The organism is Streptomyces sp. NPDC005263, from assembly GCF_042872365.1.
Lineage (GTDB): Bacteria > Actinomycetota > Actinomycetes > Streptomycetales > Streptomycetaceae > Streptomyces.
The window spans coordinates 1,022,347-1,041,374 of the sequence record NZ_JBIAKJ010000001.1 but is presented as its reverse complement, the minus strand read 5'-3'; the positions used below and the strand labels follow the sequence as shown (position 1 = coordinate 1,041,374).

Sequence of the window (19,028 nt, the reverse complement as noted above, 5' to 3'; positions counted from 1 at the left end):
CGCGCTCCAGCAGTACGGAGCGCGGCCCACGGCGCGTTGACCCAGCCGCTCAGCCGCTCAGCCGCTCAGCAGCCCCGCCCACGCCCCGGCTTCGGCGCCGCGTCCACCAGCGTGTCCAGCAGTCCGCCGAGCAGTTCCCGTTGTCCGCCCGTCAGCGGGGCCAGGATCTCCTCCGCGGCGGACCTGCGTGCGCCGTGCAGCTCCAGCAGGGCCTTGCGTCCGTCGTCGGTGAGCTCGACACGGATCACCCGGCGGTTGGTCGGGTCCGGCGCCCGGCGCACCTTGCCGCTGGCCTCCAGCCCGTCGACGAGCGTGGTCACGGCCCTGGGTACCACCTCCAGCCGCTGCGCGAGGTCCGCCATCCGGGGCGGCGCGTCGCAGTGCGCGAGGGTGCGCAGCAGCCGGGACTGGGCCGGGGTGATGCCGAGACCACGCTGCTCCAGATGGCGCTTCTGGATGCGCTGCAGCCGACGGGTCAGCCGCAGCAGCTGCTCGGCGAGCAGGCCGTCGGAATCAGGGGTGGTCATGGGGGAACAATATCAGGACCATGTTCATTGTGAGTATAGGTAACAATGAGCTAAGCTCCGTAAATCCTCATCACCTCACCCTCCGTAGGAGACCATGCCCCGCGACCACATCGACTGGACCCCCTCTCCCGGCACCTCGACCGAACAGCCCCGGCAGGTGCGCCGCATCCTCAAGCTCTTCAAGCCGTACCGGGCCCGGCTCGGGATCGTCGGTCTGCTGGTCGGCGCCGCGTCGCTGGTCACCGTGGCGACCCCGTTCCTGCTGAAGGAGACGCTGGACGTCGCCATCCCCGAGGGCCGCACCGGCCTGCTGAGCCTGCTCGCGCTCGGCATGATCCTGAGCGCCGTCCTCACCAGTGTCTTCGGTGTGCTGCAGACCCTGATCTCCACCACGGTCGGCCAGCGCGTCATGCACGACCTGCGTACCGCGGTCTACGGCCGACTGCAGCGGATGTCCCTCGCCTTCTTCACCCGCACGCGCACCGGTGAGGTCCAGTCCCGCATCGCCAACGACATCGGCGGCATGCAGGCCACCGTCACCTCGACCGCCACCTCCCTGGTCTCCAACCTGACCAGCGTGGTCGCCACGATCATCGCGATGGTGGCCCTCGACTGGCGGCTCACCGTCGTCTCCCTGGTGCTGCTGCCGGTCTTCGTGTGGATCAGCCGCCGGGTCGGCAACGAACGCAAGAAGATCACCACCCAGCGCCAGAAGCAGATGGCCGCGATGGCGGCGACCGTCACCGAGTCGCTGTCGGTCAGCGGCATCCTGCTGGGCCGCACGATGGGGCGTTCCGACTCGCTCACCCGCTCCTTCGCCGAGGAGTCGGAGGGACTGGTCGACCTCGAGGTGCGGTCGAACATGGCCGGACGGTGGCGCATGGCCGTCATCTCGATCGTCATGGCCGCGATGCCCGCCTTCATCTACTGGACCGCGGGTCTCGCCCTCCAGACGGAGGGCACCCAGATCTCCATCGGCACCATCGTCGCCTTCGTCTCGCTCCAGCAGGGCCTGTTCCGCCCGGCCGTGAGCCTGCTGTCGACCGGCGTGCAGATCCAGACCTCGCTTGCGCTCTTCCAGCGCATCTTCGAGTACCTCGACCTGCCCATCGACATCACCGAGCGCGACCAGCCGGTGCGTCTCGACCGCGTCAAGGGCGAGGTCCGCTTCGAGGGCGTCGAGTTCCGCTACGACGGCAAGGACGGCCCGATCCTCGACGGCATCGACATCACCGTCCCCGCGGGCAGCGGTCTCGCGGTCGTCGGCCCGACCGGCGCCGGCAAGTCCACGCTCGGCTATCTGGTGCCGCGGCTGTACGACGTGACGGGCGGCCGGGTCACCCTCGACGGCGTCGACGTGCGCGACCTGGACTTCGACACCCTCGCCCGGGCGATCGGCGTCGTCTCCCAGGAGACGTACCTCTTCCACGCCTCGGTCGCCGACAACCTGCGCTTCGCCAAGCCGGACGCCACCGACGGGGAGATCGAGCAGGCGGCCAAGGCAGCCCAGATCCACGACCACATCTCCTCCCTGCCCGACGGCTACGACACCGTCGTCGGCGAACGCGGCCACCGCTTCTCCGGCGGTGAGAAGCAGCGGCTGGCCATCGCCCGGACGATCCTGCGCGACCCGCCGGTACTGATCCTCGACGAGGCGACCAGCGCCCTGGACACCCGCACCGAACACGCCGTCCAGGAAGCGATCGACGCCCTGTCGGCCAACCGGACGACGATCACCATCGCGCACCGGCTGTCCACCATCCGGGGTGCCGACCAGATCGTGGTGCTGGACTCCGGGCAGGTGGCCGAACGCGGCTCGCACGAGGAGCTGCTGGCGCGGGACGGGCGGTACGCGGCCCTGGTCCGCCGAGACGCCCGACTGGAGTCGACAAGCTGACGATATGTCGGGTTTGTAGAGATTGGCGGGTTACCGTGCCCGCATGCACATGAACACACCGCCACGGAGCAGGATCCGACTGACGCGCCGGGGCCGTCTCGCCCTGATCGTGACCGGGGCCGTCGTGGCAGGCACCGCCGTGGCGGTGCCGCTGCTGACCCTGGACAGCGACGCGGAGAAGAAGCCCGCCGCCCTGGTCATCCCCGAGGGCTGGCGCGCCGGCCAGGTCTACGACGCCGTCGACAAGGCCCTCGCCCTGCCCGCGGGAACCACCAAGAAGTCGCTGGGCAAGGCGGGCCTGAAGCTGCCGACCGACGCGAAGGGCAACCCGGAGGGCTACCTCTTCCCGGCGACGTACCCGATCAAGGAGAAGACGACCCCGGAGCAGATGCTGCGGTGCATGGTCGACACCGCCGACAAGACGTTCAACGGCGCCCCGATCGCGGCCGGCGCGCAGCGCAACGCCATGAACGTCTACCAGGCCGTCACCGTCGCGAGCATCGTGCAGGCCGAGGCGGCTTCCAAGGCCGACATGGGCAAGGTGGCCCGGGTCGTCTTCAACCGCCTGAAGCGCGGCATGCCGCTGCAGATGGACTCCACCATCAACTACGCGCTCAACCGCTCCACACTGAAGACCACCGAGGCGGACACCCGGATCGACAGCCCCTACAACTCATACCAGCGTATGGGTCTGCCGCCGACCCCGATCGCGAACCCGGGTGAGGACGCGATGCGCGCCGTGATCAGTCCGCCCCCGGGCGACTGGCTGTACTTCGTCACGGTCAAGCGGGGCGATACGCGCTTCACGGCCGACTACGCGCAGCACCAGCGCAATGTCGCCGAGTTCAACCGGCTCCATCAGCGGAGCCCGGCCGCCACCGGCTGATCAGGCGGCCACGCGTTCCTCGGCCAGCAGCCGCCTGATGTCCCGTACCGCCGCGCGTCCCGCCCGGTTGGCGCCGATGGTGCTCGCCGACGGGCCGTAGCCGACGAGGTGGATGCGTGGATCGGCCACCGCGCGGGTGCCCTCCACCCGGATGCCGCCGCCGGGCTCGCGCAGCTTCAGCGGCGCCAAGTGGTCGATGGCGGCCCGGAATCCGGTCGCCCACAGGATGACGTCGGCCGTCACGTGCCGGCCGTCGTTCCACGCCACACCGTCGGGCGTGATCCGGTCGAACATCGGCAGCCGGTCCAGTACCCCGTCCGCGATCCCCTGACGGATCGCGTCGTTGAGCGGAAGCCCCGTCACCGACACGACACTCTTCGGCGGCAGCCCCTGCCGTACCCGCTCCTCGACCAGCGCGACCGCGGCCCGGCCCACGTTCTCGTCGAAGGGCCCCTCGCGGAACACCGGCGGCCGCCGGGTGACCCAGGTGGTGGCGGCCGCGTACGGAGCGATCTCCAGCAGGTGCTGGGTGCCGGACGCGCCCCCGCCCACCACGACGACCCGCTGCCCGGCGAACTCCTCGGGCCCGGAGTAGCGCGCGGTGTGCACCTGGCGCCCACGGAAGGTCTCCTGGCCCGGGTAACGCGGCCAGAAGGGCCGGTCCCAGGTCCCGGTCGCGTTGATCAGCGCCCGAGTCGCCCAGGTCCCGTCGGAGGTCTCGACGAGCAGACGGCCGCCCTCGCCCTCGCGCACGGCACGGACCTCCACGGGCCGTTTGACCCGCAGGTCGAAGAAGCGCTCGTACCTGTCGAAGTACTCGGTGACGACGTCGGCGGACGGCCTGGCCGGATCGGCGCCGGTGAGTTCCATGCCGGGCAGGGCGTGCATCCCGTGCACCTTGCCGTACGTCAGCGACGGCCAGCGGAACTGCCAGGCGCCGCCGGGGCCGGGGGAGTGGTCGAGCACCACGAAGTCCCGGTCCGGCTCGTACCCCGAGCGGCGCAGGTGATAGGCGCCGGCCAGTCCGGCCTGCCCGGCGCCTATGACGACCACCTCGACCTCGCGCGTGTTGTTCACGGTTCTACCAACACCGCGAAGCCGGTGGATCTTCCCTGCGGTCAGCGCCCGCCGCCCACGAGGAAGGGCCTGCCGGCCGACGCGGTCTCGACCAGCCCACGGGACGCCAGTTCGGGGATCACCCCCTCCCCGAACCAGTACGCCTCCTCCAGGTGCGGATACCCCGAGAGCACGAAGTGCTCGACGCCCAGCGCGTGGTACTCCTCGATCAGGTCGGCGACCTCGGCATGGCTGCCGACGAGGGCGGTGCCCGCGCCGCCGCGCACCAGACCCACGCCCGCCCACAGATTCGGATGGATCTCCAGCTCGTCGCGCGAGCCGCCGTGCAGGGCCAGCATCCGCTGCTGGCCCACCGACTCACTGCGGCCGAGCGCCGTCTGCGCCGCCGCGACGCTGTCCGAGTCGAGGTCGTCGAGCAGCCGGTTCGCCGTCGCCCAGGCCTCCGCCGCCGAGTCGCGCGAGATGGTGTGCAACCGGATCCCGAACCGGACCGTGCGGCCCTCCCGCTCGGCGAGCGAGCGGATCCAGTCGATCTTCTCCTTGACCTGCGCGGGCGGTTCGCCCCAGGTCAGATAGACGTCGGCGTGCCGCGCGGCGACCGGCCCGGCGGCAGCGGAGGACCCGCCGAAGAACACCTGCGGCACCGGGTCCGGCGGCAGCGCGGTCAGCCCGCCGTCGACCTGGTAGTGCGTGCCGTGGAAGTCGTACGGCTCACCCCGCCACACCCCGCGGACCACCGACAGGAACTCGTCCGTACGGGCATACCGGCGGTCGTGGTCGAGTCGGTCGCCGAAGCGGCGTTGTTCGGTCGAGTCACCGCCCGTGACGACGTTCAGCAGCAGCCGCCCGCGCGTGACCCTCTGGTAGGTGGCCGCCATCTGCGCGGCGAGCGTCGGCGAGATCAGCCCCGGCCGGAACGCCACCAGGAACTTCAGCCGCTCGGTGTGCTGGGCCAGCGCCACGGTCGTCAGCCAGGCGTCCTCGCACCACGTGCCGGTCGGGGTGAGCACCGCCTCGAAGCCCAACTGCTCGGCAGCCTTGGCGATCTGGGCCAGGTACTCGATGTCGGGCGCACGCACCCCGCGCACCGGGCCGGACCCGTTGGAGGCGTACGCGTGCCGGTCGACCAGGGTGCGGCCGTCGCCGCCCGTCGGCAGGAACCAGTGGAGACGTACGGTCATGTCACTTCTCCTTGAAGACGCGCGGAGTGGTCGTGGACGGAGGCAGGTCACCGTTGAAGCGGGTGTCGACGAACTTCCCGAAGTCCACCCTGCGCGGGATCAGCTTCAGGCCGGTGAAGGCGTCCGCGATCTCCTGCTCGGAGGCGATGAGCGGCTTGTCGACCGCGACCGGAACACGGGAGGCGTTGCTGCGCTTCACCGCGGCCAGCGCCGCCTCGTACGGCAGTCCGGTGTCCTCGGCCCACGCCTTGGCCCACGCCTTGGGGTGGTCGTACACCCAGGCGTAGGCGCGGCGCAGCCGGTCCAGGTAGTCCTTGACGGCGGCGGACTTCTTCTTGTCCTTCAGCGCGTCCGGGGAGGCCACCTGGAAGCTGAGGCCGTTGGTGATGCCGTCGCCGGTCGTGAGCACGCGGCCCTGCTGGGCCTGGAGTACCTGTGAGGTGTACGGATCCCACACCGCCCAGGCGTCGACCTTGCCGGAGGTGAACGCGGCCAGCGCGTCCGCGGGCTGGAGGTACTTCACCTTGACGTCGCCGATGGTCAGCCCGACCTTCTTCAAGCTGGCGACCAGCTGGTAGTGGGCGGAGGAGCCCTGTGCCACGGCGATGGACTTGCCCTTGAGCTGCTTGGGGTCCGTCAGCTTCGAGTCGTTGGGGACGAGGATCGTGTCGCCCTTGGACGTACCGTGCCAGGCGGCCACCACCGAGATCTTGGAGTTGGCGCCGGCCGCGAACACCGGCGGGGTGTTGCCGACGCCGCCGACGTCGACGGCCTTGGCGTTGACCGCTTCGAGGAGTGGTGGCCCCGAGGTGAACGTGGACCACTTGATCTTGTACTTGAGGTTCTTGAGCTCTCCGGCGGCCCGCAGGATGGCCTCGGAACCACCCTTCTGGTCACCGACGTCGAGCGTGAGGGAGCCCTGACCGTCGGTGCCGTCGCCCATCCCGGTACTGGCCGACGAGTTGCCGCCGCAGGCGGTGAGGACGAGAGCGAAGGGCAGGAGCAGGGCGGCAGGGACGAGGCGTGGTCGCATGGGGGATCCGTTCTGTGCTGTGCTGCTGGGGGGCGGATCAGCCGTGGCTGATCAGGCACGGTGGTTCAGGCGGCTTCGGCGGCCGCGTCGACTCCGAGGCGCTCCAGGAGTTCGGCGCGCAGCTCGGCGAACCGCGGGTCGGTGATGTCGCGTGGCCGGTCCAGGTCGATCTGCTGCTCGTGCGCGATGACACCGTCGTCCATCACCAGGACCCGGTCGGCGAGCAGCACGGCCTCCTCGACGTCGTGCGTGACGAGCAGGACGGCGCAGCCGCGTCGCCGCCACAACTCGCCCACCAAGCGCTGGGCCTTGATCCGGGTGAGAGCGTCCAGTGCGCCGAACGGCTCGTCGAGCAGCAGCAGATCGGGCTCACGAACCAACGCCCGTGCCAGTGACGCACGTTGGGCCTCACCGCCGGAGAGCGTCTTGGGCCAGGCGTCGGAGCGGTGGTCCAGTCCGACCTCTTCGAGGGCCCGGTCGGCGAGGGCACGTTCTGGCCTTCCGGGCAGTCCGAGCAGCACGTTGCGCCACACCTTCTTCCACGGCATCAGCCGCGGCGCCTGGAAGGCGACGGCCTTGCGGCGCGGTACGAGGACCGTGCCCTGGATCTCACGGTCGAGACCGGCGAGGATGCGCAGCAGCGTGGACTTGCCGCAGCCGCTGCGGCCGAGCAGGGCGACGAACTCGCCCTGGCGAATGTCGAGTCGCAGGTCGTCGATGACGGCGCGGCCGTCGAAGGAGCGGGTCAGTCCCTCGACGCGGACGGCCTGGGAGATGGGGGGCGCCGGGGACGCAGGGGGTGCCGTGGACGCGTCGGACGCCGTGGAGAGCGGGGACACCTGAGGGCTCACCGGCCGGTGAATGTCGGTCGCCATTGCAGCAGCAGCCTTTCGAGGGTACGGACGACGAAGTCGGCCAGCAGGCCGAGGAAGGCGTAGACGATCAGGCAGACCACGATCACGTCGGTCCGCAGGAAGTCCCGTGCCTGCACCATCAGGAACCCGATGCCGGAGTCCGCGTTGACCTGCTCGGCGAAGACGAGGGCCAGCCACGAGATGCCCAGGGAGTAGCGCAGGCCGGTCATCGCCCCGGGCAGCGCGCCCGGCAGGACGACATGCCGGACGAGACCCCACCGCGACAGTCCGAGGGACTCCCCGGCCTCGATCAGCTGGGAGTCCACACCGCGGATGCCGGCGTACACGTTGAGGTAGAGCGGGAAGGTCACGCCGAGCGTGATGATGGCGATCTTCGGTGTCTCGCCGATCCCGAACCAGATGATGAACAGCGGGATGAGACCCACGAAGGGCACGGTCCGCAGCATCTGGACGGGAGCGTCCACGAGGTCCTCGCCGATCCGGAACAGGCCCGAGACCAGGGCGAGTCCGGTGCCGACGACGACGCCGAACAGCAGTCCGGCCGCCACGCGCCGCAGTGAGGTGCCCATCGCGGAGGTCAGCGAACCGTCGGCGAGCAGATCCCGGCCCACCTGCGCGATCCGTCCCGGTGAGGCGAGCACCTCGGGGGTCAACACGCCGGTGCTGCTGAGGAGTTGCCACAGAGCCAGCAACACCAGCGGACCCGTGGTGCGACGCAGCCAGCGGGGGACGCGGGTGCGGCGGGTGGAGCTGGGGACGAGGGGGAGGAGGTCGAGCGGACGTTGCCCGGCGGCGTCAGGCTCGGCGGGACTAGAGGATGATATGCCGTAAATATCGGGTTCTGGAGAGCCAGGTGGGGCGTGGCTGATGCTCATGAGTGCTCCATGGGCGGGAGAGCGGCTGGTGAGGGGCGCGCCCGGACGCCGCCACGTCTCAGGAGTGACCGGGACGTGCGGGGGTGGCGGCGCGGATCAGACGGCAGTCAGATCCGGACCGGGCGAGGAGAAAGCGAAGAGAGGGAAGCGAAGGCGAGAAAAGCGCAGCGCGAAATGGGCGTCAGCAGCCGCGGCGACACGCGGCGGAGGTCACCCGCAGCAGGTCGATATGACCGCGCGTGGTGAGCATGGCTGAACGCAACATGCCGTCGAACGTAGCCAGATGACATGGCCAGGGTCAATGGCGTCTCGCAGAGCGAAACGCTCGTATCGGCTGGTGGTCGACCGGGCGGGTGTGAAACGTGATGTGGGGGTGAGGATGGGGGTATGTCTGACGCCTTCACCACCCGAGTCCTGAACGTGGCCACCGGTTCCACGGAGCGGATCGCCGACCTCACCGGCGACTGCGAGGCCTTCCTGCGCGAGGTGGCCGCCGGACGCGACGGCCTGCTGAATCTTTTCGTCCCGCACGCCACGGCCGGTGTCGCGATCATCGAGACGGGCGCCGGCAGCGACGACGACCTCCTCGCCGCCCTGCGCACCCTGCTCCCCGCCGACGACCGCTGGCAGCACCGCCACGGCAGCCCGGGCCACGGCCGCGATCACGTCCTGCCCGCCATCGTGCCCCCGCACGCGACGCTCCCGGTGGTGGACGGGCGGCTGGAGTTGGGGACGTGGCAGTCGGTGTGCCTGGTGGACACCAACGGGGACAACCCGAACCGTCAGGTGCGGTTGAGCTTTCTCGGCACCGCCTGACGCCGGGCCGCCGCCTGACGCCGGGCCGGCGCCCGCGCCGGACTCAGCGACCGGGCTCCTCCCAGGTCAGGCCGTCCTCCGAGGCCACCAGGCCGCCCGGCCGCACGGGTGACTCGTTCTCCAGCGGGCCGCCGAACACGCCGCGCTCCTGGAGCACGGCGCCCTCCTGGAACACCTGACGCACCGTGGCCGACTCGAACAGCGGGTTGCGCAGGCCGTCGGAGTCCGGGAGCCGGCCCACGGCCTCGTCGAGCCCCGAGGAGGCCGCCGCGAGGCGGGAGCCCGCCGCCGTCGGCCCGCCGAGGGAGGCGTCGCCGGAGGCCAGTCCGCCCACCAGGTCCACGAACGCCTCCACCTCCGTCGACCCGACGTGGGTGACCTTGCGTGCCTTCCAGAAGTAGGACCGCTCGTCCTGGTGCATGTCGTAGAAAGCGACCAGGAACTCGTGGAAGAGGCCGTACTCGTGCCGGTAGCGGGCCTCGAACTCGTCGAACAGACGGTCCTCGGAGAGCGTCCCGTCGAGGGCGCTGTTGAGGGACCGGGCCGCCAGCAGGGCGCCGTACGTGGCGAGATGCACGCCGGAGGACAGGACGGGGTCGACGAAGCAGGCCGCGTCGCCGACCAGCACCATGCCGGGCCGCCACAGCCGGGACTTCCAGTACGACCAGTCCCGGCGCACCCGGACCCGGTCGTAGGGCGCCTCGGTGGCCCGGGGCACCCCGTGCAGGAGGTCCCGGACCTCGGGGCACGCGTCGATCATCCGACGCCAGGCAGCCTCCGGGTCCCGCTGGATCTCGGCGGCGTTCTCCCTGCTCACGACCGCTCCGACGCTGGTGAGGTCGTCCCGCAGCGGGATGTACCACAGCCAGCCCTCGTCGAAGGCGACGCAGAAGATGTTGCCGTCGTTCGGTCGCGGGAGCCGTGCGCCACCGGCGAAGTAGCCGAACACTGCGAGATTGCGGAAGAAGTCGGAGTACGTCCGCCGGCCGCCGACCTCGCCGTGGATCCGGCTGCCGTTGCCGGAGGCGTCCACGACATGGCGGGCCCGCGCCTCGCGGACCTCGCCGCCGGGCCCGGCCCAGCCGACGCCCCGCACCCGTTCCTCGTCGGCGAGGACGCCGGTGACCCGGCAGCCCTCCCGCACGTCCACGCCGACCCGGCGGGCGTTGTCCAGCAGGATCGCGTCGAACCGGGACCGCTCGACCTGGTAGGCGTACGAGGTCGGGTCGGCCAGCCGGGGAGACAGCGCGAACGAGAACTGCCACGGGTCCGGGTTGCGGCCCCACCGGAACGTTCCGCCCCGCTTCGGCTTGAAGCCCGCCCGGGCCACCTCGTCCTCCACGCCGAGGATCCGGCACACCCCGTGCACCGTGGAGGGCAGCAGCGACTCGCCGATCTGGTAGCGGGGGAACGTCTCCTGTTCGAGGAGGAGGACGCGGTGGCCGCGCAGCGCGACGGCGGTGGCGGCGGTGGCACCGGCCGGGCCGCCGCCCACGACGACGACGTCGAACTCCTCCGACGCCGTCCGCTCACCGAGGGGATTCACCGGTCTCCTTCCGTGGCCGGCGCCGAGCGCGCGCCCGGCCGGCCGAGCGAGCCGATCCAGGCGCGCACGGCCGCCGCCGTGCCGGGGGCGTGGTCCTGGAGGAACGAGAAGTGGTCGCCGGGCACATCGACGACGGTGTGCGGGAGCGGCCACGACGTCGGCCACTCGTCGGGCTCCGCGCCCGCCGCCATCGCGGGGGTCGGCTCCGTGGCGCGGACCAGCAGGGTGGGGGTGCGGACGGGTTCCGGCTCCCAGCCGAGGAACATGCGGGTGTACGCGCCCAGCGCGGCCACCCCGCTGTCCTCGTCACCGGTGAACTGGTCGCCGCCCAGCCGGGGCGCGATGACGGCGGGCAGCGACAGCAGCCACTCCTTGTCGCTGTTGCCGTCGTCGATGAGGTACGTGTCGAGCAGCACCTGCCCGAGCGGAGCCGACCCCACCGCTTCGAGCCGCCGGGTCACGGCGTGTGCGGCGGCGCCTCCGGTGCAGACACCCACGACGACGAACGGCCGCTCTCCGACGTGCTGGAGCACCGTCTCGGCGTGGGTCCGGGCGAGCGTCTCCAGGTCGGCCGGTACGGCCCCGCCCGCACCGACGCCGGGGTGCGGGAGTTCGAGGACGTCGAACTCGCCCTGGAAGCAGCTGTGGAAACGGGCCCACTCCCCGCCCGGGGCGGCGAACGGCGGATGGTACCCGGTGAAGACCACCAGTACCGGGCCGCCGCCGGGCCCCTCGGCGCGCCGCAGCGGAGGCAGGGCATGCGCCCGAATGTCGGCCGGGCCGTACGTCGGTACCGCCCAGGACGCCGTGACCAGCATGCGCATCGCGGCGACCACCTGACCGGCCTCGCAGACCCGCCGGTAGAGCGACGACAGGGTCCGCGCGGGCCGGTCCTCCGCAGGGGCGGGATCCGACCCCGGTGCGTGCCCCTCATGCCCCCCGTGCTCCTCGGCGGCGGTGGGCGGGTCGTCGGGCAGGTCGTCGAGCTGGCCGAGTACGTGGCGGGCCAGTTGGTGGGCCGTCGGATGCTCGAAGACCACGGCCGCCGACAGCCTGAGCCGCAGGGCCATGCTCAGCCGGTTACGGACCTGCACCGCCATCAGGGAGTCGAAACCCAGCTCGGCGAAGGACCTGCCGGCCGGCAACGCGTCGGCGTCCGGGTGGCCGAGCACGGCCGCCACGTCCGCGCGCATCAACTCCGCGAGCGCGTCCACCCGTTGCGCGACGGGCAGTGCGGCCAGCACCTTACGCCAGGCTCCCGGCTCCCACGGCTGCTCCGCTCCGGGCGCGGGTCCGGCCCCGGCCGCAGGCGTGCGCGGGCGTACCACTCCACGCAGCGGCGGCGGCAGCGGCGCCGGGGCGTCCCTCAGGCGGGCGCGGTCCAGCATGATGGGCGCCAGCACGGGCTCGGCCACGCGCAGCGCCGCGTCGAACAGTGCCAGGCCCTGTTCCACGGAGAACGCCCTCAGCACGTCCTCGTACTTCCCGTCCCGCTCCCGGAGTTGTTCCGCCGCCATGCCCCCGCCGGAGTTCCACGGTCCCCACGCCAGCGACAGCGCGGGCAGCCCCAGCGCGGTGCGGTGGTGGGCCAGGGCGTCCAGGAAGGAGTTCGCCGCAGCGTAGCTGCCCTGACCGGCGCGTCCCAGCAGCCCGGACACCGACGAGAACAGGACGAACGCCGACAGATCCAGGTCCCGGGTCACCTCGTGCAGATGCCAGGCCGCGTCCGCCTTCGGCCGGAGCACCGCGGCCATCCGCTCGGGAGTCAGAGCCGCCAGTACGCCGTCGTCCAAGACCCCGGCGGCATGCACCACCGCGGTCAGCGCCGGCGTACAGCCCTTGACCAGCTCGGCCAGCGCGGCACGGTCGCCCGCGTCGCAGGCGACGATCCGCACCTCGGCACCCAACTCCGCCAGCTCACCGCGCAGTTTTTCGGCGCCCGGCGCCCCGGGCCCCTGCCGTCCGGTCAGCAGCAGGTGTCGTACGCCGTGCGAGGCGACGAGATGGCGGGCGAGCTCCGCGCCCAGCGCACCGGTACCGCCGGTGATCAGCACGGTGCCGTCCGCACTGAACCTGCCGGAGCCGGTGGCCCCAGCGGCCCAGTTGGTGCTCTCCGAGGAGAGTCGGGGCACGCTGAACCGCCCAGCCCGGACGGCCAGTTGGGGCTCACCGGTGGCCACCGCCCTGGGCAGCAGCCGCAGGGACTCCGGTCGCCCGTCCACGTCGACGAGGACGACCCGCCCGGGCAGCTCCGACTGTGCCGTGCGCACCAGCCCCCACACCGCGGCCCCGGCCAGATCCGGCTCCGTCGTGGTGGCGTTCCGCGTCACCACCACGAGACGGGCGCCCGCGGTACGCGGGTCGTCCTGCCAGTCCTGCACCGTGCGGAGCACCCTGGCGGTCAACTCGTGGACGGCGGTCAGCGGATCGGCGTCCGTGGCCGGATGGACGGCGGTGACGACGACGGTGTCCGGTCCGGTCGTGCCGGTGCCGGTGCCGGTGATCTCGGGGATCGACGCGCGCAGGTCCAGCCCGTCCTCATCCACCAGCTCCCAGGACCCGGTGGCGGCGCGGGATTCGCCGCCGGGCGAATCAGCCGTGATCCAGTCGGGCCGCAGCAGTGCGCGGCGCGCCACGTCGTGGTCCGTCGCGGACGGCATCTCCCGCGTGGTCAGGGACGCGACCTCCGCGACGGGTCGGCCCGCCGGGTCGGCGAGCGTCACCGAGACCGCGTCCGTCCCGGCCCGGGAGACGCGGACCCGTACCTCCGAGGCGCCCGCCGCGTGCAGCCGTACGCCGTTCCACGCGAACGGCACGCGGATCGCGCCGGATTCCCCGCCGCAGAGCACGGACGCGTGCAGTGCCGCGTCGAGCAGCGCCGGATGGATCCCGAACCGGTTCGCGTCCGACGACTCCGCCTCGGGCAGCCGTACCTCGGCGAACAGGTCGTCACCGAGCCGCCAGGCCGCCCGTACCGCTCGGAAGGCCGGCCCGTACGCCAGGCCACCGTCCGCGAGCCTGTCGTACGCGTCGGTGAGATCGACCTCGGTCGCGCCCCGCGGCGGCCACACCGACGGTCCCGTGGGCGAGGTGGCCGTGGGGGCCTGTTCGGCCGTCGGTCCGATGAGACCCGAGGCGTGCCGGATCCAGGCGGCCTCGGGTGCGGGCGCCGCGGACCCGGCGGCGGAATCGTCGGACCGTGCGAAGACGTCGACCGTGCGCCGGCCGGAGTCGTCCGGCCCGCCCACCACCACCTGGACGCGTACGCTCCCGGCCGTGGGCAGGACCAGCGGGGCCAGGACCACCAGTTCGTCGAGCGCGCCGCCTGAGACCTCGTCGCCCGCGCGAACGGCCAACTCCACGAACACCGTCGCGGGAACGAGGACGGACCCGGCGACCACATGATCGGCGAGCCAGGGATGGGTCGTACGGGAGAGCAGACCGGAGAACACCGTCCGGTCCGTGTCCGGCACGGTGAACGCCGGGCCCAGCAGCGGATGACGCTGGGCGTCCTGCGCGGGCGCCGGGCTGCGTGGCGCGTCGAGCCAGTACCTCCGTCGCTGGAAGGCGTACGTCGGCAGGTCCACCCGCCGCGCCCCGGACCCCTCGAACACCGCGGGCCAGTCGACGCGCGCCCCGCGCACATGGAGGCGGGCCACGGCGGACACCAGCGTCTGCGGCTCGGGCTCGCCGCCGCGGGTCGCGGCCGCGAACACCGGACCTGTGCCGTCCGGAACGCTCAGGCAGTCCTCGGCCGCCACCGTGAGCGCGGCACCGGGGCCGACCTCCAGGAACGCCGAGACCCCGTTGTCGCCGAGCCATCGCACGGCGTCGGCGAACCGCACCGGCCGTCGGGCGTGCCGTACCCAGTACTCCGCGGAGCACAGTTCCGCCGCCCCGGCCGGACGACCCGTCAGGGCCGAGACCACAGAGATCCGCGGTGGCCGGAAGTCGAGTCCCTCGGCGACCCGGCGGAAGTCGTCGAGCATCGGCTCGACCAGGGGCGAGTGGAAGGCATGAGAGACCCGCAGACGTACCGTCCTGCGGCCGCGCGCCTCGAACCGGGACGCGACGGCCAGCACCGCGTCCCGTGCGCCGGAGATCACTACCGAGCGCGGGCCGTTGACCGAGGCGATCTCCGGCCGGGCGCCCCGACCGGCGGCGTCCGCGAGCGCGGCGAGCACCTCCTCCTCCGTCGCGTCCAGGGACACCATCGCCCCGCCCGCGGGCAGGCCCTGCATCAGCCGGCCGCGGGCCGCGACGAGTGCCGCCGCGTCGGGCAGGTCCAGCACGCCGGCCACATGGGCCGCGGCCAGTTCTCCCACGGAGTGGCCGGACAGATGGTCGGCGCGCACGCCCCACGACTCAAGCAGCCGGAACAGAGCCACCTCGAAGGCGAACAGAGCTGCCTGGGTGAAGTCCGTACGGTCGAGCAGGGCGGCCTGCGCCGTACCGGGCGCGGCGGACAGCACCCGACCCAGCGGCCGTTCCAGACGGGCGTCCAGCTCCCCGCAGACCTCTTCGAACGCGGCCGCGAAGACCGGAAACGCCGCACTCAACTCAGCGCCCATGCGGGCGCGTTGGGCTCCCTGGCCGGTGAACAGGAAAGCCGTGCGCAGCCCCGGATCCGCGACGGCCCGCAGCGAGCCGACGGTGTCGCGGCCCTCGGCGAGCGCGGTCAGCGCGGCCCGTGCGCGGTCCTTGTCATCGGCCGGCACCATCGCCCGGTGGGTGAGCGCCGACCTCGACACGGCCAGGGAGAAACCGATGTCGGCAGCCGAGAGGTCGGGCCGGGACGAGAGACGGGCCGCGAGCTCGCGTGCCTGGGCCCGCAGGGCTGCCTCGTCGGCGCCGGAGAGCAGCCAGGGCACCGGCACCCGCACCGGCTCCCGCGTCGGCACGGGTACCGGCGGCGCCGCGGCCCGCGCCGGGGAGTCGGGCGGTCGAGGCGCCTCCTCCAGGATCACGTGCGCGTTCGTCCCGCCGATGCCGAAGGCCGACACACCGGCCCGGCGCCGACCGGTGTCCGTCGCCGGCCACGGGCGGGCCTCGGTCAGCAGTTCCACCCGGCCGGCCGACCAGTCGACGTGCGGGCTGGGTGTCTCGGCGTGCAGGGTCCGGGGAAGCTCCTGGTGCCGCATGGCCTGCACCATCTTGATGACCCCGGTGACCCCTGCCGCGGCCTGGGTGTGGCCGAGGTTGGACTTGACCGAGCCCAGCCACAGCGGCGGCCGGTCCTCGCCCCGTCCCTGGCCGTAGGTGGCGAGCAGGGCGCGCGCCTCGACGGGGTCGCCGAGCGTGGTGCCGGTGCCATGCGCCTCCACCGCGTCCACGTCCTGCGGCCCGAGTCCGGCGTCGGCCAACGCCTGGGTGATCAGGTGCTGTTGGGCCTGCCCGTTGGGAGCGGTCAGTCCGTTGGAGGCGCCGTCGGAGTTGACCGCGGAGCCGCGCAGCACGGCCAGCACCGGATGACCGTGGCGACGGGCGTCGGACAGCCGTTCCAGCAGCACCAGTCCCGCGCCCTCGCCCCAGGCGGTGCCGTCCGCCGCCGCCGAGAACGACTTGCAGCGGCCGTCGGGAGCGAGCCCCCGCTGGCGGCTGAACGCGGTGAACGGCTTCGGTGTCGCCATCACCGTGACCCCGCCTGCCAGAGCGAGCGAGCACTCGCCCGAGCGCAGTGCCCGCGCCGCCCAGTGCAGCGCGACCAGGGAGGACGAGCAGGCGGTGTCGACGGTGATCGAGGGTCCGCGCAGACCGTACACGTAGGAGATCCGCCCGGACGCCACGCTCCCGGCCGAGCCCAGGCCCAGGTGGGCCTCCAGCTCGTGGTGGGTGAAGCGGGCGGAGTAGTCGCCGTGCATCACACCGACGAACACCCCGGTGTCGCTGTCGCGCAGCGCCGCCGGGTCGATTCCGGCCCGCTCCCAGACCTCCCACGAGGTCTCCAGGAGCAGCCGCTGCTGTGGGTCCATGGCCAGCGCCTCGCGCGGCGAGATCCCGAACAGCCCCGCGTCGAACTCGGCGGCCCGGTGCAGGAATCCGCCGCTGCGGGTGTAGGAGGTGCCGATCCGGTCCGGGTCGGGGTCGTACAGGGCGGCCAGGTCCCAGCCCCGGTCGGTGGGGAAGTCCGAGATCGCGTCCCGCCTCTCCGACAGCAGCTGCCACAGGTCCTCGGGGGAGTCGACATCGCCGGGACAGCGACAGCCCATCGCGACGATCACCACCGGATCGTCCGCGCGTTCCGCCGTACGCACCTCGGGCGACGCCGTGGACACCGGGGCGAAGAGGGCCTCGTGCACCCGCCGGGCCAGCGCGGCCGGCGTGGGGTGGTCGAAGACCAGCGTCGAGGGCAGCGCCAGCCCGGTCGCCTCACCGAGGCGGTCGATCAGCGTGACCGCGCCTGCCGACGTCAGCCCGAGATCGGTGAAAGGACGGTCACCGTCGAGTCGTTCGTCCGGTCCGCAGCCGCAGACCGCCGCCGCCTCGGAGAGGACCGCCGCCCGCAGCGCCCGCTCCCGTCCCTCCGGCGGCAGGGACAGCAGCCGCCGGCGCAGGGCCCCGTCGGTCGCCGTCGCGGCGGAAGCGGGGATCGGGGCGGGGGTTGTCGGCCGGGCCAGTTCCGGGAGGACCGCGTGCCGGGCGATCTTGCCGGACGCCGTACGCGGTACGGCCGCGATCTCCAGGATCTCCACGGGCCACTTGTGGGGGGCCAGCCGGGCACGGCACTCGGCCAGCACCTGCCGCGGCTCCACGCCGTCCGGCCCGGCGACGACGTAGGCCACCGGGACCTCGCCGAGGACATCGTGCGGCCGGCCCACCACCACCGCGTCCCGCACACCGGGACAACGCAGCAGGACCTGCTCGACCTCCGGGGGATGGATGTTCTCCCCACCGCGGATGATCAGTTCGCTGACCCGGCCGGTCAGGGTGAGATGACCGTGGTCGACGCGTCGGCCGAGGTCCCCGGTGCGGTACCAGCCGTCCCGCAGCGCCGCCTCGGTCTCCTCGGGCCGGTGGTGGTAGCCGGTCATCAGGCTCGGCCCGCGCACCCAGATCTCGCCCTCGGCCCCGTCCACGGCGTCGTCGCCGGAGCCGGGGTCGACGACCCGCACCTCCATGCCCGGCACCGGCGGCCCGCAGGAACCGTCGATCCTGGGCCCGTCCGGACGGTTGACCGCGATCATGCCGCAGGTCTCGGTGCTGCCGTACGCGTCGAGCAGCGGCGCCCCGAGCACCTCCTCGACCCGGTGACGCAGCGTCGGCGCACTGGGCGCGCCCGCCACGACACAGGTCCGCAGACGCGCGGGGATCACCGCCTCACCGGCCGACGCCGTCAACTGGTGGTACGTGGCGGGCACCCCGGCCAGCACCGTGTAGGGGCCGCCCAGTGCCGGACCAGGCGCGCGGAGCTCTTCCCACAGGCCACCGGGCGCGAGGAGGCCGCCGCTGATCCGGGCGCTCGCACCGACGGCGGTGACGCCCAGGACCGCGAAGGAGTGCCCGAAACTGTGGAACAGCGGGAGCGGCCACAGCACCCGGTCCTCGGACGAGAGCCCGAACAGCGGTGCGTAGCAGGCCGCCACCGACCACAGGGCGGCCCGCTGGGTGGACAGCACGCCCTTCGGACGGTGGGTGGTGCCGGAGGTGTAGAGCATCCAGGCCGGCTCGTCGAGCCCGAGGTCGTCCCGGGGCGCTTCGGACTGCTCGGTGCGTGCCACGTCGTCGAAGAGGGCGGCGCCGTCGGGCAGATCCACGGGCACGGAACGTGAGTCCGCGGTGGCGGCTTCCTCGCCGGTGACCAGCACGCGCCTGCCACGGTGCCCGGGGCCCAGGCGGCGCAGCCGGGCCAGGTGCCACGGGTCGGTGACGAGGACCGAGGCGTCGCTGTCCTCGAGGAAGTGAGCGAGTTCCGCGTCGGACGACCGGGGGTTGAGGGGCACTCCCACCGCCCCCGCCCGGACGGCGGCGAGGACACTCTCCACCAGCTCCACGCGGTCGCCCAGACAGATCGCGACCCGTTCGCCGCGCCGAAGCCCCGTCCGGGCCAGGTGGGCGGTCAGCCGGCCGGTGCGCCGCTCCAACTCGGCGTAGGTGACGGCGCGATGGCCGTCGGCGAACGCCACACGCGACGGGGACGCCTCGGCGTGCGCCTTCAGCAATGCCGGTAAGGGCAGGATCAGTTCACTGTCGTGCGTCAAGTTCCCGCCCCCGGCACAGGCGGCAGCACGCTCGCCGCCACAGTCCTCGTCGATCAACGAGGGCGAGCCTACGGGGCACAGGGCAGGATGATTGAACGTTTCCGCGACGGAGGGCTG

12 protein-coding genes are annotated in these 19,028 nt (G+C 72.5%); 3 read left to right on the top strand and 9 right to left on the bottom strand.

The window, feature by feature from the left end; genetic code table 11:
- Positions 1-65: 65 nt before the first annotated feature.
- On the bottom strand, positions 66-527 hold the full coding sequence (locus tag ACFYRY_RS04715) for a MarR family winged helix-turn-helix transcriptional regulator (protein WP_389139976.1): 462 nt from the start codon (positions 525-527) through the stop codon (positions 66-68).
- A gap of 94 nt (positions 528-621) precedes the next feature.
- Between ACFYRY_RS04715 and ACFYRY_RS04710 the strand changes: the two genes are divergently transcribed.
- Both ACFYRY_RS04710 and mltG read left to right on the top strand, forming a co-directional pair.
- Positions 622-2,424: an ABC transporter ATP-binding protein gene (locus ACFYRY_RS04710; RefSeq protein ID WP_389139974.1), complete on the top strand. Its 1,803-nt coding sequence runs from the start codon at positions 622-624 to the stop codon at positions 2,422-2,424.
- Between the two features lie 43 nt (positions 2,425-2,467).
- On the top strand, positions 2,468-3,310 hold the full coding sequence (gene mltG, locus ACFYRY_RS04705; RefSeq protein ID WP_389139972.1) for an endolytic transglycosylase MltG: 843 nt from the start codon (positions 2,468-2,470) through the stop codon (positions 3,308-3,310).
- Here mltG and ACFYRY_RS04700 read toward each other — a convergent pair whose 3' ends face one another.
- The 6 genes from ACFYRY_RS04700 to ACFYRY_RS04675 all read right to left on the bottom strand — a co-directional run bounded on the left by ACFYRY_RS04700 (position 3,311) and on the right by ACFYRY_RS04675 (position 8,601).
- A complete protein-coding gene (locus ACFYRY_RS04700) occupies positions 3,311-4,387 on the bottom strand; it encodes an NAD(P)-binding domain-containing protein (RefSeq protein WP_389139969.1) in 1,077 nt (358 codons plus the stop codon).
- A gap of 41 nt (positions 4,388-4,428) precedes the next feature.
- Positions 4,429-5,568, bottom strand: coding sequence for an LLM class flavin-dependent oxidoreductase (locus ACFYRY_RS04695; protein WP_389139967.1), 1,140 nt, complete (start codon positions 5,566-5,568; stop codon positions 4,429-4,431).
- A 1-nt stretch (position 5,569) separates the two neighbouring features.
- Entirely contained in the window at positions 5,570-6,601 is a 1,032-nt protein-coding gene (locus ACFYRY_RS04690) for an ABC transporter substrate-binding protein (RefSeq protein ID WP_389139965.1), read from the bottom strand.
- A gap of 65 nt (positions 6,602-6,666) precedes the next feature.
- Entirely contained in the window at positions 6,667-7,476 is an 810-nt protein-coding gene (locus tag ACFYRY_RS04685) for an ABC transporter ATP-binding protein (RefSeq protein ID WP_389139962.1), read from the bottom strand.
- Positions 7,449-8,351 (bottom strand): ABC transporter permease, encoded by a 903-nt coding sequence (locus ACFYRY_RS04680; protein ID WP_389139959.1) that lies wholly within the window; start codon positions 8,349-8,351, stop codon positions 7,449-7,451. The genes ACFYRY_RS04685 and ACFYRY_RS04680 overlap by 28 nt, the downstream gene beginning before the upstream one ends.
- A 181-nt stretch (positions 8,352-8,532) precedes the next feature.
- The gene (locus ACFYRY_RS04675; RefSeq protein WP_351156842.1) at positions 8,533-8,601 is read right to left on the bottom strand and encodes a putative leader peptide; all 69 of its coding nucleotides are present in this window, start codon (positions 8,599-8,601) and stop codon (positions 8,533-8,535) included.
- A 137-nt stretch (positions 8,602-8,738) separates the two neighbouring features.
- Between ACFYRY_RS04675 and ACFYRY_RS04670 the strand changes: the two genes are divergently transcribed.
- Positions 8,739-9,167, top strand: coding sequence for a secondary thiamine-phosphate synthase enzyme YjbQ (locus ACFYRY_RS04670; RefSeq protein WP_389139956.1), 429 nt, complete (start codon positions 8,739-8,741; stop codon positions 9,165-9,167).
- A gap of 43 nt (positions 9,168-9,210) precedes the next feature.
- On the opposite strand, the gene ACFYRY_RS04665 is transcribed toward ACFYRY_RS04670, so the two are convergent.
- Both ACFYRY_RS04665 and ACFYRY_RS04660 read right to left on the bottom strand, forming a co-directional pair.
- Complete coding sequence (locus ACFYRY_RS04665; protein WP_389139954.1) at positions 9,211-10,713, bottom strand: tryptophan 7-halogenase; 1,503 nt, start codon at positions 10,711-10,713, stop codon at positions 9,211-9,213.
- Positions 10,710-18,911, bottom strand: coding sequence for a type I polyketide synthase (locus ACFYRY_RS04660; RefSeq protein WP_389139951.1), 8,202 nt, complete (start codon positions 18,909-18,911; stop codon positions 10,710-10,712). The genes ACFYRY_RS04665 and ACFYRY_RS04660 overlap by 4 nt, the downstream gene beginning before the upstream one ends.
- Positions 18,912-19,028: the final 117 nt, after the last annotated feature.